Source organism: Paenibacillus sp. FSL R7-0128, assembly GCF_038002245.1.
Lineage (GTDB): Bacteria > Bacillota > Bacilli > Paenibacillales > Paenibacillaceae > Paenibacillus_AQ > Paenibacillus_AQ silagei.
Window position 1 is genome coordinate 7,006,939 of record NZ_JBBOCD010000001.1, and the last position, 16,592, is coordinate 7,023,530.

14 protein-coding genes are annotated in these 16,592 nt (G+C 52.6%); 1 reads left to right on the forward strand and 13 read right to left on the reverse strand.

What is annotated here, in order from left to right; genetic code table 11:
• Positions 1 to 248: 248 nt before the first annotated feature.
• The 5 genes from NST26_RS29900 to ftsE form a co-directional block, all read right to left on the reverse strand.
• The gene (locus NST26_RS29900) at positions 249 to 1,595 is read right to left on the reverse strand and encodes a PDZ domain-containing protein (RefSeq protein ID WP_340957755.1); all 1,347 of its coding nucleotides are present in this window, start codon (positions 1,593 to 1,595) and stop codon (positions 249 to 251) included.
• Positions 1,596 to 1,754: 159 nt separating this feature from the next.
• Positions 1,755 to 3,221 (reverse strand): S41 family peptidase, encoded by a 1,467-nt coding sequence (locus NST26_RS29905; protein ID WP_036721180.1) that lies wholly within the window; start codon positions 3,219 to 3,221, stop codon positions 1,755 to 1,757.
• A gap of 143 nt (positions 3,222 to 3,364) precedes the next feature.
• A complete protein-coding gene (locus tag NST26_RS29910) occupies positions 3,365 to 4,681 on the reverse strand; it encodes a murein hydrolase activator EnvC family protein (protein WP_340957752.1) in 1,317 nt (438 codons plus the stop codon).
• A gap of 43 nt (positions 4,682 to 4,724) precedes the next feature.
• Positions 4,725 to 5,639, reverse strand: a complete 915-nt coding sequence (ftsX, locus tag NST26_RS29915; protein WP_036721183.1) for a permease-like cell division protein FtsX — start codon at positions 5,637 to 5,639, stop codon at positions 4,725 to 4,727.
• Positions 5,629 to 6,315: a cell division ATP-binding protein FtsE gene (gene ftsE, locus NST26_RS29920; RefSeq protein WP_036721184.1), complete on the reverse strand. Its 687-nt coding sequence runs from the start codon at positions 6,313 to 6,315 to the stop codon at positions 5,629 to 5,631. The genes ftsX and ftsE overlap by 11 nt, the downstream gene beginning before the upstream one ends.
• Positions 6,316 to 6,505: 190 nt before the next feature.
• On the opposite strand from ftsE, the gene NST26_RS29925 reads away from it, so the two are divergent.
• Complete coding sequence (locus NST26_RS29925; protein ID WP_340957749.1) at positions 6,506 to 7,933, forward strand: VanW family protein; 1,428 nt, start codon at positions 6,506 to 6,508, stop codon at positions 7,931 to 7,933.
• A 108-nt stretch (positions 7,934 to 8,041) separates the two neighbouring features.
• On the opposite strand, the gene NST26_RS29930 is transcribed toward NST26_RS29925, so the two are convergent.
• The 8 genes from NST26_RS29930 to NST26_RS29965 all read right to left on the reverse strand — a co-directional run bounded on the left by NST26_RS29930 (position 8,042) and on the right by NST26_RS29965 (position 16,585).
• Positions 8,042 to 8,647 (reverse strand): DL-endopeptidase inhibitor IseA family protein, encoded by a 606-nt coding sequence (locus NST26_RS29930; RefSeq protein WP_340957747.1) that lies wholly within the window; start codon positions 8,645 to 8,647, stop codon positions 8,042 to 8,044.
• Between the two features lie 202 nt (positions 8,648 to 8,849).
• Positions 8,850 to 9,509, reverse strand: a complete 660-nt coding sequence (gene pilO, locus NST26_RS29935; protein WP_340957745.1) for a type 4a pilus biogenesis protein PilO — start codon at positions 9,507 to 9,509, stop codon at positions 8,850 to 8,852.
• Positions 9,496 to 11,118, reverse strand: coding sequence for a pilus assembly protein PilM (pilM, locus tag NST26_RS29940; protein WP_340957742.1), 1,623 nt, complete (start codon positions 11,116 to 11,118; stop codon positions 9,496 to 9,498). The genes pilO and pilM overlap by 14 nt, the downstream gene beginning before the upstream one ends.
• A gap of 14 nt (positions 11,119 to 11,132) precedes the next feature.
• Complete coding sequence (locus tag NST26_RS29945) at positions 11,133 to 11,882, reverse strand: prepilin peptidase (protein WP_340957740.1); 750 nt, start codon at positions 11,880 to 11,882, stop codon at positions 11,133 to 11,135.
• A 100-nt stretch (positions 11,883 to 11,982) separates the two neighbouring features.
• On the reverse strand, positions 11,983 to 12,504 hold the full coding sequence (locus NST26_RS29950; protein WP_340957737.1) for a type II secretion system protein: 522 nt from the start codon (positions 12,502 to 12,504) through the stop codon (positions 11,983 to 11,985).
• A gap of 144 nt (positions 12,505 to 12,648) precedes the next feature.
• Entirely contained in the window at positions 12,649 to 13,854 is a 1,206-nt protein-coding gene (locus NST26_RS29955; RefSeq protein ID WP_209868376.1) for a type II secretion system F family protein, read from the reverse strand.
• A complete protein-coding gene (locus tag NST26_RS29960) occupies positions 13,841 to 14,902 on the reverse strand; it encodes a type IV pilus twitching motility protein PilT (protein WP_245367887.1) in 1,062 nt (353 codons plus the stop codon). The genes NST26_RS29955 and NST26_RS29960 overlap by 14 nt, the downstream gene beginning before the upstream one ends.
• Positions 14,903 to 14,920: 18 nt before the next feature.
• Positions 14,921 to 16,585 (reverse strand): GspE/PulE family protein, encoded by a 1,665-nt coding sequence (locus tag NST26_RS29965; RefSeq protein WP_340957732.1) that lies wholly within the window; start codon positions 16,583 to 16,585, stop codon positions 14,921 to 14,923.
• Positions 16,586 to 16,592 lie beyond the last annotated feature (7 nt).

The following is a 16,592-nucleotide window of genomic DNA, read 5'->3' on the forward strand; positions in this document are numbered from 1 at the left end:
TTGCGGAGCATAGGCCCCCCTCTTCGCAGCAGCACCGATTGCGTTCGGTTTTTCGCATATATGAGGTCCACAAGCCCCCATGGTTGCGCATTGTATTCGGTTTGTCGCATACATTCCAGGTGCCTCACATCACTTCCTTATCAAATATAAAAGGCCCATTCCCCTGAACTTAGTTCAGAAAGAACGGGCCTCTTTAACCTTCCGCGCCAGCAGCCGCTGGGGGAACCAATTACGTTGATAATCATCCGTCAGACGCCGGCAGATTCCTGCTTGGCCTCTGCCGGCGGCGTCTGTTTGACCTCCGCAGGCGGCGTCTTCTTCGCCCGGCCCAGCCGGTCGCCCTGCACTCCCCGCTGCCGGATGCCTGTCCGCATCCCGATGATGCTGAAGATACTGGACGGCTTGGTCTCTGCGGTGATGCCCCCGTCCGGGTCCGGCACCAGAATGATGCCGAGCTGATGATGGTCCCCGGCATAGATCGCGCGCTGCAGATACTTGCTCTCGCCTTCGCGGTTCTGCACCTCCAGCTTGCAGAACGCGGGGTTCATGCGCAGCGCTTCATGCAGCTGCGCCGCGCTGGTCAACAGGACCCCGTTGACCTTCAGCAAGATCTCGCCGGGCAGGATGCCCAGCTCCTGCGCGGGGCTGCCCTGCAGCACGGCCAGCACCTTGCGGCCGGCCGGGGGATGCACGAAGATGGGGCTAAGGCTGCGCTCCTCCAGAGCGCTGTACCAGCTTAACCCTTCGTGCATCAGAATGGCCGCGAGCGCCGCGACAACCGTCAGCGGGCTCCATAGGTCCGCAAGCAGGCTGAGGCCGAGCAGGACGGCGCTGTAAATCAGCAGCCGTCCGAACGTCCGGGCCGCCTTGCGTCCGGGCAGCATGCCCTGGGTCATCTCGCTGAAGCCGATGATGACCGGCAGCGAGACCAGGCCGAGGCCCCCGCCCAGCAGCGGATGCCACGGCAGCTCACCGATTCCCGTGCCTGCGGGAATCAGCACGAACAGCGGCAGCGGCCAGAAGGCCTGCAGCTGGTAGCCTCCCACCACCTTGCCGCGCTTGCCGGCAAGGAACAACGGCGTCGCCAGCCGGGGCCCCTGCCAGCGCGCCAGCAACGCCTCGGCCACGTGGAGCAGCGCGGCGAGCGCCAGCAGCGCCGGGATGTCCATCTCCCGCACGGCACCGGCAACCGTTCCGGCGGCTCCGCTCTGCAGCGTCCCAGGGAAGAACGACAGCACAAACTGCACGATTCCAAGCGCGCCTATGGCATACGCAAAGCATAAATAACGCACCCGAAACAGCATTAAGATAAGGCTGACTACCCAGATACAGGCAACAGCCATATAAGTCACTGATACTCCCAGTGCAACAGCGGCAAGGGAGACCACCAGTCCCATGAGTCCGCCAGTCCACACGGTCCGCCAGGTTTCTGGTCCCCAGCTATGCAGCTTCACATGAATAAGCTTCCGCTCCAGGGCCACCTGTCTGCGGTAATATAGGGCAATAAATAGAATAGCGATATAGTAATAGGGCTGAATCAGCAGATGAAGGACTGCTGTGCCCCAGCTGGTCAGCAGCTCCGGGAGTACATTCAACGGTTCGCACACTCCTTTTCATAGCCTATAGCAAATAGGGATTATCTGCGCGCCAGCACAATATATGCTGTTTTTCACATACATTCGGGCCACAATTAAAAACAGAATTAAATGATAATATCCCATTCAAAGAAAAAAAGAAGGCTGAAATCAGCCCTCTTACTTGTTCGACGCCGCAGCCTTGATTTCCTTCTGAATTTCTTCGATCCCCTTATTCCGCTGATTGTCATTCACCGGATCTTGGATGACCTTAATCAGCGCCAGCTCCAGCGCTTCCGCGGTCTTGGCATCAATCGAGCCTGTCGATTTCAGCTTGGCTGCGCTCTGGAATTTCTTGACCGCTTCTTTGGTCCCGGCATCGAAATAGCCGTCCTTGCGGCCCGGTTTGTAGCCTAGCCCATCCAGCATGGTCTGCGCACTTTTGACATCTGCATTGTTCATATTATATTGCAGCGTAACGCTCTTGTTAATCGGCGCCACCGAGAAGTAATCCGGCTGGGCTACGGCGATATCCGGCTTAATGCCCTTGCCGTGAATCCAGGTGCCGTCTGGCGTCAGCCACTTGGCAATCGTAATCTTTAGCAAGCTTCCGTCACCGAGCTGCTCCTCGAAGCTGGTCTGCACGGTGCCTTTGCCGAACGAATTCTCCCCGATCAGCTTGGCTCCGGCAGATTGCTGCAGGGCTCCGGCCATGATCTCCGAAGCGCTCGCGCTGCCCTTGTTCATCAGCACGACTACCGGATACTTTTTGCTTGATCCCTTCGAGGTACTGATCTCGCGCCGCTTGTTCTTATCCTCCACCTGTACGATGGCTTTGCCGGAAGGAACGAACTGCTCAACCATCTCAATGACGACCGGAAGCACACCGCCCGGGTCATTGCGGACATCAATAACGAGTCCCTTCATGCCCTGCTTCTCCAGCTTCGTCAGCTCTTCCTTGAACCGCTCCGAGGTGTTCTGTGAGAACTGCGTAACCTCGATCACACCGACATGCTCCTTCTCCATCTTCGCATAGACCGTCTCCAGTCTGACATCATCACGGGTGATGACGAATTGCAGCGGCTCTGCTGTTCCGGTCCGCTGGACCTTCAGGGTCGCCTTGCTGCCCTTGGGACCGCGGATTTTGGCTACAGCCGCATTCAGCTCCAGCCCTTCCAGCGATTCACCATTAACGGAGAGGATCACATCCTTGGCTTGAATACCAGCCTTCTCTGCCGGTGAGCCCTTGATAGGGGAGACTACAACGACCTTACCGTTGTCGGAGGAGACTTCAGCGCCAATCCCCGAGAAGGAGCCTTCGATGCTCTCCTCGAACCGCTGTGCCGTCTCCTTGCCCATGTAGTTCGAATACGGGTCGCCCAGCGCTTCCATCATTCCGTTGACCGCACCGTCAATCAGCTTCTCCCGGTCGACCTTCTCATAATAATTGCTCTCGATCAGGCTAAGAGCGGTACCCAGCTTCTTCGATTCCTTCTCCTGTAGTCCGGCAGTCTGCAGGACCGTTGCCAGCCCTTCACCTGCGGCTTGTCCGAATACCTGTACATAACCGGTCACGCCAAGGGTCAGCAGACTGCCGCACAGCAGTGCCGCGACAATCATAAAGGCCGCAGTGCTTTTCTTTAACATGATGTTCCCACCGTCCCTTCTTGTCCATCTTAACACCAGCATGGGCCCGTTCCATGAGAAACGGCATCTCTTCCAGTATATGCCGCAGCATGAAAATATATTTATCAGTTCAGCCAAACTTATAATTTATCCGCTTAGTCCACTTACAGATAAGGCATAGGATTCACCGGTTTCCCGTTGATCCGCACTTCAAAATGCAGATGCGGGCCGGTGGAACGTCCGGTTGAGCCGGATTCGGCGATCGTCTGTCCGCGCTCCACCCGTTGTCCCTGGCTCACCTTGATGCCGCCCTCGCGGATGTGTCCGTACAGCGTCCATACCCCGCCGCCATGATCAATAATGACACAATAACCATAACCGCTATACCACTCCGCTAACACAACCGTACCGGAATCCGCCGCATGGATACTCGTACCCTGCGGCACGGCAAAGTCTATACCGGTATGCAGCTTGCCGACTTCATGCGTCACCGGATGGGTCCGGTAGCCAAAAGGAGAAGAGATCCGCGCGTAGCCCACCGGCCGCAGGTAAGGACCGTCTCCGCCCGAATAATCTTCTGCGCTCGCAACGGAGGAGCTGTCGCCGCCGGAAGACTTGGAGGCCTTCGCCTTCTCCGCCGCCTTGGCTGCGGCTACTGCCGCCCGGCGCTGCGCCTCAGCCTTCGCGGCTGCCGCTCTGCGCGCTGCTTCCTCCGCCTTAATCTTGTCCTTCTGCGCTTCCAGCGCAGAGCGGCTGCTGGCCAGCTCTACCAGCTTGGCATCCTGCTCAGCAGAGATGACCTCCGAATTCTCAATCTCCTCATCATAATAAGCGATGAGCTCCTGCTTCTCCGCTTCCTTCTCCTTCAGCATACTGCGCTGGGCTTCCAGATCGGTATACAGCTGCTTCGCTGTTGCATATTGCCCTTCCAGCTCCTGCTTCTTGGCAATCACCGTCTGCTTGTCCAGCTTATGCTGCACCAGCAGATCCTGATCCTGATCCACGATCATCTTCAGGGAATCGGCCCGGTCCAGGAAGTCAGAGAAGCTGGTCGAGGACAGCAGTACATCCAGATAGGAGACTGCGCCATCCGTGTACATAAGACGGACACGGGATTCCAGCAGTTTTTCGCGGGAGGCCACGCGCGCCTCAGCATCATCCAGCTCCGTTGCTGTCACGGTAAGCGACTTCTCCGTACTGGCAATTTTGCCGGATATCGTGGTCATCTCACCCTTCACCTGGGCAATCTGCCCCAGCACATAGTCCAGATTCAGCGTGGTCTTATTCTTATAGTGCTTAGCCTCCTGATTACGGGAGTCCGCCTTCTCCTGCGCCGCCTTGGCCGCCTGGACCTCCTGCTGCAGCTGCTTCAGCTGCTTATCGATTTCGGCAACGCTTGTTTTCTTCGCATACCCGTCAGAGGGCCCGAACATTGTGACAGCCAGCAATATTACGGCCATTCCGGCAGCAATTCTTTTCAACTTGCACTCTCCGTCCTTTGTTCAATAATGTGAATAATACAGGCTATACCTTCAAGAACTTGCGGATCGACACCGTGCTGCCCCATACGCCAATCAGCACCCCGAGGCCCACCAGCAGCCCGCATAGCAGCAACCAGATATCCTCGAATGGAATCAGCTGCAGTCCCAGCATCGGATCTCCCTTCACGGAAGCCACCAGACTGCTGTAACCGGCGTAGAGCGCGCCCGAGGTTACCACTGAACCAATCAATCCGATCAGAGCACCTTCGATAAAGAAGGGCCAGCGGATGAAATAATTCGTTGCTCCCACGAGCTTCATAATGCCGATTTCCTTGCGGCGGGCGAGGATCGTTACCCGGATAGTATTCGAGATCAGGAACATCGACATCAGCGCCAGTCCTGCTACAAAAATAAACCCGATATTCCGCACCGCCTTGGTCACCTTGAATAAAGTCTCCACAGAGCCTTTACCGTAGTTCACCTTGTAGATCGGCTGCTCTTCATGCGTCTTGTTCAGTGCTTCTATCTTCTCCGCTACAAACGGAACCGTGGTCGGCTCAATCACTTCAACGAGCAGCTTGTCCGGCAGCGGATTATTGTCTTCATCGAAGCCTTCCAGGAGCTCGGCGGCATCCGGCCCCATATCTTCACGAAATTCCTTCAAGCCCTGTTCTTTGGAGACGAACTCCACCTTGCTGACTTCCGGCATATTGCCGATTTCGTTTTCCAGCTTCTCCCGCATCTTCTGGTCCGTATTCAGCGTCAGATGCACATTGATCTGCACCTGGCTGTCTGCTTTGTCCGCAATTTGATTGACGTTGAGCACCAGCAGGATGAACACTCCGAGTACGAAGAGAGAGACAACGATGGAAGTGATGGACGCCACCGACATCCAGCCGTTGCGGAATACGTTTTTGAAGCCTTCCCGCAAATGCCGCAAGAAGGTTTTAAAACTCATAACCGTATTCCCCTCTCAATTGGTCTCTGACGATCGTTCCATTCTCAATCGCTAGCACCCGTTTGCGCATTTTGTTCACAATATCCCGGTTGTGGGTCGCCATAACGATCGTGGTACCGCGAAAATTAATCTCATCCAGCAGCTGCATAATGCCCCACGAGGTCTCCGGGTCCAGATTGCCGGTAGGCTCGTCCGCAATAATAACGGAAGGATTGTTGACGATGGCTCTGGCAATCGCGATACGCTGCTGCTCCCCCCCTGAGAGCTGTGAGGGCTCACGCCCCGCCTTGCTGCGTAGTCCCACCAGATCGAGCACTTCATTCACACGCTTCTTGATAATCTTCTTCGGCGCCTCAATAACATCCATCGCAAAAGCCACATTCTCATACGCCGTCATCTTCGGCAGCAGCCGGAAATCCTGAAAGACCACACCGATATTGCGGCGCACATAAGGGATCTTACGGGGCTTCAGCTTGCCGATATTGAACCCGCCTACGGAGATCTGTCCTTTGGTGGGCGTTTCTTCTCTATAAATTAATTTCATGAACGTTGATTTCCCTGCGCCGGACGGTCCGACAATGTAGACGAACTCATTGCGGTCGATTTTGACCGATATTCCCTGCAATGCATGGGTCCCGTTAGCATAGGTCTTCCATACATCCTGCATCTCAATCATTTTCTCACTTCCCGATTCTGACATCTTCCGCCGGGCCACCGGGCCGGGGGAGCTTCCATAAACTGCATGATTATCGCAGGCGTATCTATTGTAACAAATCCATAACCCCTTGAGTACCCGAAAGTTTTACCGAATCCTTACATATACATAAAAACATCAGGTTTCGCCCCCATAGAAGGAGAGATTATTTATGAAAAAAATACACGCCGCTCTCATCGCGGGTTTCGGTCTGATGCTGGCCGGTTCGCTGGCTGCCGGAGGACTTCATCTATACGGGACCCAACCTACCCTACCTGCAAACACCGTTATCGCTGGCTGGGAGGTTGGCAGAATGAACATCGCTGACGTAGCGGCCGGAATGGATGCAAGACTTCAGGCGCTGGAAGCCACTCCACTCATGCTGAAGGCAAAAAATAATGCCGGACTCCAGGTTACCCTTAAGCAGGCAGGTGTGACCTATGAAGCCGGGGACTTCCTCCATGCGCTGAAGACGCTGTCGGACGGCACGCTGATGGAGCGGGTACAAGCCCGGCGCAGCTGGTCCGGCAGCTGGAATATGGAGATTCAGCTGCAGACTGCGCAGCTCAGAAGTCTTTTGAATCCCGAATGGGAGAAAGCCTCCTTCGGCGTTCCGGTCGATGCGGTCCGGCGGATCACCGGAGATGACCGGGTCGTCTATACGCCGGGCACCTCCTCCTACGAGGTGGACTGGCAGGCGCTGGAGCTTGCGATGCAGGCGGCGGTGCCCACCCGGTTGGCCGCTGACGGCACACTTCAGGATCAGCAGATTCAGCTGGAGGTTCCCCTTGCCGTCAAGCAGCCGAAGATCACACTACAGGCGCTCAAGGATCAGGGCATCGATCGCAAAATCGTCCAGTTCAGCACCTCCCTCGGGGCCAGCGGCCCCGGGCGCAGCTTCAACGTGGAGGCGGCCGCCAAAGCTGTAAACGGCACGGTGCTGCCGCCGAATGCGGTTTTTGATTACGGAAAAGCGATCCAGAAGGCCCAGACCGAATACGGCTTCCGCGAAGCCCCGGTCATCGTGAACGGCAAGCTCCAGCCCGGCACCGGCGGGGGGATCTGCCAGGTCTCCAGCACCCTGTATAATGCCGCGCTGCGCTCCGGGCTGGAGATCGTAGAACGGCGCAACCACTCGCTTCCGGTCAGCTATCTGCCGAAGGGGCAGGACGCCACTTTTGCCGAGGGGTATATCAATTTCCGCTTCCGTAACAACACCGGCAAATATCTGATCATTAAATCCGAAGTCCAGGGGCGCACGCTGACCATCAAGCTGTTCGGCACGTTCCCGAAGAACGTCACCTATTCCATTGAATCCAGAACCGTCGAGGTGCTGCCCCCTACAGATAAATATGTGAGCGATGCCTCGCTCCCCAAGGGCGGAACCCGGGTACTGCTTGCCGGCAAAACCGGCTATGTAGTTGAAACTTACATTACCCGCCACGTAGATGGTAAAGCCGTAGAAAGAAATCTGCTCTCCCGCGATACCTATTACGCCCAGAAACGTGTCATTGCCATCAACCGCGGCGGGATGAGCAAATCCGATCAGCCCGAATCCCCGCGCAGACAGCTGGTCGAGGACGGCGTGAAGGTGCGGTAACTTCCATTTTCCTCAAAATGTATAGCAAGCAGAAACGGCTGTGCCCTCCTTATGATAAGGTCGGCACAGCCGCTCTTTATGAAGTGTTAGACGGACTGAAGCCTCTGTCTAGAACAAAGTATCCGGTGACATGTCAATTCTCCAGTAACCGTTAACCTTCTTCAGCTTCACTGTTACTACCTCGGACGACCCGTTCGCTCCTTCCGCAGGTACAGTCAGCTCGAACACTGCCGCCTGTGCAGTCTTGGAGACCATCCGGGCAGTCGCTCTAGTGAAATCCAGCGAGTTGCCCAGATCGGAATTGACCTGCGCCATTCTGCCCTCATGCTCCAGGAACTGTGTCTGAGCGTAGAAGGCGGCCGCATTATGCGTGAACCCTTTCTTGATATAACTCATCAGCTGCTGCTTCGAGCCCAGATCACTGGACAGATAGCGGTACTCCTGTGCTTTATAAGTGAACAGCTCCGGGTTGAATACATTACCTCCCCGGCTGGCATACGTATATAGCTTTTTGGCATGAACCACCAGCGGAACAACACTCCGTTCAGTGAGATTGTTAATGGTCGCCGGCCCTTCCTTGCCCGGTGCAGACGCCGCAACCGTTCTTACGCCCTCAATGCTTGCCACCGGTGAAGCCGCAAGCGCTCCGCCCCCTGCAGAGACAAGACCCAGTGATAATGCCAGTGACCCGATCATCCATTTTTTGTTCTTCATCTTGAACGCCTCCTCGTATTCCTGTGTGGTAGCCTGAAGCGTACTTCAGACTAAGCTGCTGCGATAAGTACTGTATAACATTACAATAGCCCGTAAGCTGTAATACCCAAACCACCTGGGGGTATAAACGGGTAATGGGGGAAATGCGTAAAAAAACTCCGTTCCCCATAAAGAGGAAGCGGAGTAACTTATAAATTAACGGCTAGTTATTTTCGCTCATCGAGATTGGTGCAGGATTCACATCAGCAGCAGTTGGAGCTTCACCTTCCGCACTCTCGGCATCCTCGAAGTAGGCTGTAAACGAGACATTCGCCGTGATAATACTGGAAGTTCCTCCTGCACCCCCGCCGTCCGAGGACCGCTGAAATGTTAATGTATCGACATTCACTATGCGGGGCAGCTGTTGCAGTGCACTCAGCCAATTACTGATACTAGAATAATCCCCCTCGACTACAGCCGTCATAGTGAGCGGCTTGACCGTGGGGTATACCGCCGTACCTGAACCTGTCATTGTCTGAATCGGATTCTCTTGACCTATACTGAAATTGACATCCTTTAGTTTCGCCCCGGATACTGATCCGATAGAGCGCAGATCCAGAATCATTTGTTCACTGTTGTCACCTTCCGGAAGCTGGGTGAGCAGTGCAGCCTCTTCGGCTTGCTGTGAGGTGTCGTTCTTGCGTTCATCAATTTTGCGCTCAAGCAGGCTATTCTGTTCATTCAACTGGCTCAGCTCAGATTCCTGATCTTTGACAGTTCGGCTGGTAGGCTGTAGACCAAGCATGAAGAAGGCGAATAGCAACAAAAACAGGATAAGCACGCCCAATGTAATAGGTGACCTGTATTTATTAATTTGTTCCATTGCCATCCCCCTCCCCTGACGCTGCCTGTTGGTCTATTCCAGCTGCTGTATTATCAGCCTTCGTTTTTAGTAAGCTCACATGATAAACCGCAGTATACGCACCATATCCTGAGACCGAACCGGACTGTACGGTGGTATCCCCTTCTGTCAGCTTCTGAATTTCGGCTCCCTTGGTTAAAGACATTTTGCGCAGATTGGCCAAATAAATCGAGGAAGCTTCCATACTCGGCACTCTTAACGTGAGATCGATGGAATCATGATACGTATAGTTTATACTTCGCAGCAAGCTATCCTGCGGCAACCCCGCGGATAGCTCATTCAATACAGGTACAATAATTGTCCTATATGCGAGAATTTCATCCACTGCAGCTTTTCTATTCAGAATCCCGGAACTTCCATTGATCTTGGCGAGTTCGCTTTGAAGCATCAGTGAGCGGTCCTGGGCACCCTGGATTTGTTGCTCGTTCTCTGCGATCCGCCCTTTATTCGTTGCAAAGAATATACCGACTCCTACCGCACCGACCAGCCATATTCCAACAAGAGCGACAGCAACATACGGGAAAAGTATGGCCTCCCGGTCTTCACGTGGCAGCAGGTTAACAGCAAGGGTATTACTATCCTGCAGGGCTGCCCCGGCAGCTATACGATAATCATTCAGCTCTGGATCAGGAGTGCTGTCTCCCGCGACATCTTCCAGTCCGATCGTTGCTACCTCAAGCTCCGTCAAGGATTGTTGCAGCTCCTCAAGCAGCTGGTTGCGAATCTGCAGTGGACCTGTAATCAGAACACTTTGAATTCTCGTGCTTCCGTCATGAAGACTGTATTGATAGAAGTTCAGCATGCGCGAGATTTCAGCGGTGATCTCCAGCATCCGCCCAGGCGCAAGTAAACTGCCGGCCAGACTAGCAGACGTTGCCGCAGCTTCTCTCATATATTCTATCCCAGCTTGTACAGTGGGCTGTATACCGCTGTTCAAATCCATTTGATTAATGGTTCGGATAAACACCGGATTACCGCTGCGAAACATGTATACGTCAAGAACATTCTGCTCGATATTAATAAGCATCGTATCCTCAAACTCTGCCTTGCGGCCAATGGTCAAGCTACGGGCAAGTGCAGTTGCTGCAATCTCCACAGTACCTACGCGCAGACCCGCTCCTTCAAGCACATCAATATAATCTTGAATCGGCTTCCTGGGGGCAGCGAACACCAGGAGATGACTGTTCTCCTCATCCACATCAATCGTGACATAATCATAAACAGGGCTTTCAAAGGGCAGATGCATCCCCGTCTCTACTTCCAGCTTAACAAGCTGCTCTACTTGCTTCGGATTAGCGCTGGGAATACTCATTTTACGGATGATGATCTGCGATGGCGGAATCGACAGCGAGATCCGTTTACCGCGCAGTCTCTCAACCTTTACCCAGTGCTTGACCGTTTCCAAGAGAGCTTCACTATCGGCTACCTGATTCTCAACAATTAATCCTGGCGGGAGCGGAAGGTAGCGCTTTTTGCGTACTTCCCATGACTTTTTGTTCTTAAAGCTGATATAGCGGATTCCCGTCTGCTCAATCGCAAGACCGGCCACCGGGTTCTGAAGTCCAAGCATAAGCCATAAGCCTCCTAATGAATAAGCGAGAGATACCCGCCGATAATCTCTGAACCATAACCGTAAGCAAGTAATGCACCTAGAGCAAGCCAAGGACCAAAGGGAACGGGCTGACCGCGCTTAGCGATACCTGCCAATTGGAGTGTACCGCCAACCAGTGTACCTAATAGACATGCTGCGAAGAAGGCAAGCAGCACATTAGGGCACCCTATGACCAGTCCCAGCAAAGCGAACAGCTTGAAATCCCCCATCCCCATTCCGCCAAACCAGGCAAAGGGTAGAATGATTGCTCCACCTACAGCAGCACCTAGAAGAGATAACCATAAAGGTCCTTCAACATTCAACAGAGTGAGCACTAGCAGGAATGGTGTGAAAAACAGCAGGATTTTGTTCGGTATCAGCATATATTTGAGATCAGCCACCGTCACAATAACAGCCAGACTCGACAATAGGATCGCAGTTACACCTCTAATGCTTACGCCGAATTCCAGATAGGACCACAGGAACAGCAGCGCGGTCGCAAGCTCGCCTAGCGGGTACAGCATGGATACTTTAGCACCGCAATGCCTGCATTTACCACCGCTGGCCAACCAGCTGAGTACCGGCACCAAATCCCGCGGCTTCAGCCGCGTTCCACAACCGGTGCAGTGCGAAGGAGGATGATTGAGAGATTGTCCAGCTGGCACACGCAATGCGACAACGTTATAGAAAGAGCCTAGTATTAGCCCGAGCAGCGTGATGTAAACAGCTATAACGATGGTCATAGTACATTCCTTTTGGGTATGGGATGGTGTAAAAAAGGAACCGGAATGATCCGATTCCTTGATAAATTAAGTAAGATTGCATGGATTACTCACATAATCTTTAAGGATTTGTTACTGGCGCTGGTGTAGCCGGACTTGACTTTAAGACCTCTGAAGCTGTATAACTGCCTCCAGCTTCTGTTTTACCTGTATCAATTGTAATACTTGATTCTGATTTGGAACCTAGTGGCTTTGGTGCTATTTGCACTGAATCTAATTGGCCTTGGTTTGTGAAAATAACAATACCACCCTTAATAGTAGCTTTTGAACTTGGAAGACTCAAATCAGTATCCAAATACCCTTCTGTCTGCATTTCAGCAATAGTAACAGTTACAGCTGTATTATCATCACTGAACTTACCATCTCTTTCACCAGCGATGTATAGTCTAGCCGCATCATAAATTTGGCGGGCCGTAGCTACGTCAGAGTCTTTTTTTGTATCCGAAATAATATTCCCGATCAAAGGAATCGCAATAACCGCAATAATCCCCAGGATAACGATAACCGCCAATAACTCGATCAGCGTAAAGCCCTTCTGGTCTTCCTCTTTACTCAATCTCTTCTTGATTGCATTTGCTAACATTTGATTTCCTCCTAAAATATAATAATGAAGTTTTGGATGATTGCTTGCGTTAGATGTTCTAAGGTGTTTGTTCGTTATATCTGCATTCGTCAGTACGAAGGCTATCTGCCCCCGCCCGGCGTCACCCCTCTCAAAGATGTCTCATCACATATTGCTATAGATACTGAACATTGGCAGCATAATGGCTGCTACAATCACGCCGACTACTCCCGCCAGGAAAGCTATCAATAACGGCTCAAGCAAAGACTTCAGCCGGTCAACAGTGTTTTCCACATCCATCTCATAGAAATCTGCTATTTTAGACAACATCTGGTCGAGCGCGCCCGTCTCTTCACCTATGGCGATCATCTGTGTAACCAGCGGCGGAAAGACCCAGGCTTTTTTCAAAGGTTCCGACAGAGGCTTTCCTTGTCTGAGTGAGTCCCCTGCGCTGCGAATGTATTTTCCAATCACCTTGTTGCCCGCAATTTCTTCAACAATCGCCAGCGATTGCAGAATCGGCACTGAACTGGCATACAGCGAGGAGAAGGTTCTGGTGAACTGCGCAATAGAGCCCTTCTGATTAAGCTTCCCGAACACAGGCACCTTCAGCTTGGCATAATCCAATGCGTAGGCCCCCTTCTCTGTACGCTTCGTTATTTGAAAGGCTACTATGATCACAATCAGACCGATCAGCCAAAAATACCATTGCCCTTGTATACTCTTGCTAAGCACAAGTACCATCTTGGTAATAGCCGGAAGCTCTGCATTCATCGACTCAAACATGGTTACGAACTGCGGAACGATAGCCCACAGCAGATAGATAACAGCCGCCACCGCCATAACACCAACGGTGATCGGATACATGAGCGCAGATTTGATTTTCTCAGTGGTCGTATGCTGTTTCTCAAAATACATCGCCAGCCGTTCCAGCGTTCCTTCAAGATCCCCGGTTTCCTCACCCGCCCGTACCATACTCACGAACAAATGCGGGAATATCTTTTTGTGATCCTGTATGGCTTGCGAGAAAGCTATTCCCCGCAAAAGGCTCGAACTGACGTCCTGCAGCGCTTTAGCCAGCGGCTTGCTGTCTGTCTGCTCCGCCAGGATTCGGGTCGCATCTACGATAGACACACCTGCACGGATTAACGTAGCGAACTGGCGGCAGTAAATAATGAAATGAATGGTTTTCACCGGATTACCGATATAAATCTCCATCGACAGGATAGAGTTTTTCTGCTCATTCAGTGAGAAAACAGTAAGTCCCCGCTTGCGGAGTTCCTCCATGGCAATGGACTTATCTTGTGCCGTAAGCTTACCTTTGAGCTGTTTGCCCGCCGGAGTCTTAACCTGATATTCAAATTGAGGCATCGGAATTCACCCCCGCAAGATAGGTTTTAGCTGCCGATGTGTCAATTAGCCCTCTAGCCAGACATTCACGGATGTTCATCTCCAGCGTATGCATCCCCTGGGCCTTACCCGTCTGCATGATATTCTTGATCTGATGTGTCTTCTCGCTCCGTATCATATTCCCGACTGCGGGCGTATTAATCAGAATCTCAGTTACACTGATTCGCCCCTGACCTTGAGAGCGGGGGAACAAGCGCTGTGAGATTACTGCCAGCAATACAGAAGCCAGTTGCAAGCGGATTTGGTTCTGCTGATGTCCGGGAAAGGCATCGATAATCCGGTCAATTGTCTGTGGTGCATCTGAGGTGTGCAGGGTTGCCATGACCAGGTGGCCGGTTTCAGCTGCGGTTACCGCTGCTGATATCGTCTCCAAGTCGCGCATTTCTCCAAGAAGTATGACATCGGGATCTTGCCGGAGTACCGCCCTAAGGCCAGTTGGAAAGCTGGCCGTATCGCTTCCAATCTCTCTCTGATCGATAATGCAAGTCCCATGGCTATGTAAAAATTCAATCGGATCTTCCAGCGTAACAATATGTTTCCGTTCACGGCTGTTAATATGATGGATCATTGCCGCTAATGTGGATGACTTGCCGCTCCCTGTCGGACCTGTTACCAGAATCAGCCCCTGCGGCTTCAGCGCCAGTGATGAAAGTATCGGCGGAAGCGCCAGCTTCTCCAGGGTCGGAATGTCAGCCGGAATACTCCGGGCAGCAATACTGATTCCCCCTCGCTGCCGATATACGTTCACGCGGAACCGGACTCCGCCTTCCAGCGGGTAAGAGAAATCATACTCACCCGCCACCCGGAATTCAGATTCTCTCTCGGGACCAAGCAGGTCAAGGGCCATCTGTTCAGCCTCACCAGGACCAATGAATGCTCCCTCCACATTCTCAAGTCGACCGTCAATCCGCAGCACGGGAGGTGAGCCCACGGAGATATGCAAATCAGACGCTCTGGAGGAGTGAGCCAAGTGCAGGAGCTGTATAATCGTTCTAGTTGAAACTGGCAATATGTCTCCCCCTAATCATTAATGGGATACTGTCTCCCGCAGCACTTCCTGCAGAGTGGTCATCCCTTGCGATACTTTAAGCAGACCATCTTCCATCAGTTGGACCAGGCCGCCTACTTTAGCAGCAGAGCGCAGCTCTTCTACGGAAGCGGAGTCGGTAACCAATTGCCGCATATGATCATCGATAGTCAAAACTTCATGAATGGCAAGCCTGCCCCGATAGCCGGTAGAATTGCAGCTTCCACAACCGCTTCCCCGGTGAAGTATATCTGTTCGGAGTCCGTAACTTTCAAGCATAATCGCTTCCTGCTGGGAAGGCTTATAGGTCTCCTTACAGTCCGTGCAAATTTTGCGCACCAGACGCTGGGCAACGACACCGATCAATGACGAGGCAATCAGATAGGGCTCAACACCCATATCGCGCAGACGGGATATGCTGCTTACAGCATCGTTAGTATGTAGTGTTGAAAGTACCAAGTGTCCTGTCAGTGAAGCCCGGACCGCAATTTCAGCTGTTTCGGTATCCCGGATCTCACCTACCATGACGATATTGGGGTCTTGACGGAGTATAGAGCGTAATCCCGCTGCGAATGTAAGGCCGATGGCCGGATTAACATGCACCTGATTAATCCCTTCAAGCTGATACTCCACAGGATCTTCAACCGTGATGATGTTAACAGTCTCCTGATTTAATTGGCTGAGTGCTGAATACAGTGTTGTGGTTTTTCCGCTGCCGGTAGGTCCTGTAATGAGCATGATGCCATACGGACGGCCAATCATTTCCTTGAACGCTGCCGCATTACCATCGCTGAATCCCAGCGTGTCCACTGCCTTAATTCCGGTGCTGAGATCCAGCAGCCGCAGTACAATTTTCTCTCCGTACATCGTCGGCAATGACGACACCCGAATGTCGATCATCTTGTAGTCGAATTGCATTTTGATCCGGCCATCCTGGGGAAGGCGGCGTTCCGCTATGTTCAGCCGCGCCATGATCTTGAGTCGGGCTGTAATAAATCCCTGCATCTGCTTGGGAATCAGCCGCTCGGTACGAAGCGTTCCATCAATCCGGTAACGGATGAGCAGGTTATTCTCGCCGGGATCGACATGTATATCAGATGCCCGCAATTGAACCGCCTGTTGAATCATCTGATTAACAAGCCGGACAATGGGCGAATCCTCGTCAGTAATTTCTGTCTCTGTAATCTCTTCCTGTGTCGGCAGCTCGATCAGCATCTGGTTCATAGAGTCGCGCATACCATAGTGTCTTGCAATAGCACGCTGCAATTCGTCTCTGGTAGAAATAGCCGGTTCAATCCGGAATCCTGTACTCATCCGCAAATCTTCAATTGCGAAATAATCCAGCGGATCTGCCATCGCTACCATCAGCTTCCCCCCTTCCTTCAAGAAAGGGAGAACCTGATACCGCTTGGCCATACTTTCCGGAATAATCTGTGTAATCGCCGGGTCAATATGGTATTTATGCAAACTGACATGAGGGATACCCAACTGGAATTCCAATACCTCAATTAATTGCTGCTCTGTAATGTATCCTTGCGAAATCAGCAGGTCACCTAATTTGCGTTTGGTCTTACGCTGGTCTACCAACGCCTCCTGAAGCTGTTCCTCTGATATAATTCCGTTCTCTACCAGCAAATCTCCCAATCTCTTTTTTATGATTGCCAACCGCAGC

Bases quoted from the DNA above. Each gene is read 5' to 3' on its own strand.
- NST26_RS29905 (WP_036721180.1), bottom strand. From the start codon at position 3,221: ATGTTAAAGAAAAGCACTGCGGCCTTTATGATTGTCGCGGCACTGCTG.
- ftsX (WP_036721183.1), bottom strand. From the start codon at position 5,639: ATGAGTTTTAAAACCTTCTTGCGGCATTTGCGGGAAGGCTTCAAAAAC.
- ftsE (WP_036721184.1), bottom strand. From the start codon at position 6,315: ATGATTGAGATGCAGGATGTATGGAAGACCTATGCTAACGGGACCCAT.
- NST26_RS29925 (WP_340957749.1), top strand. From the start codon at position 6,506: ATGAAAAAAATACACGCCGCTCTCATCGCGGGTTTCGGTCTGATGCTG.
- NST26_RS29930 (WP_340957747.1), bottom strand. From the start codon at position 8,647: ATGAAGAACAAAAAATGGATGATCGGGTCACTGGCATTATCACTGGGT.
- pilO (WP_340957745.1), bottom strand. From the start codon at position 9,509: ATGGAACAAATTAATAAATACAGGTCACCTATTACATTGGGCGTGCTT.
- pilM (WP_340957742.1), bottom strand. From the start codon at position 11,118: ATGCTTGGACTTCAGAACCCGGTGGCCGGTCTTGCGATTGAGCAGACG.
- NST26_RS29945 (WP_340957740.1), bottom strand. From the start codon at position 11,882: ATGACCATCGTTATAGCTGTTTACATCACGCTGCTCGGGCTAATACTA.
- NST26_RS29950 (WP_340957737.1), bottom strand. From the start codon at position 12,504: ATGTTAGCAAATGCAATCAAGAAGAGATTGAGTAAAGAGGAAGACCAG.
- NST26_RS29955 (WP_209868376.1), bottom strand. From the start codon at position 13,854: ATGCCTCAATTTGAATATCAGGTTAAGACTCCGGCGGGCAAACAGCTC.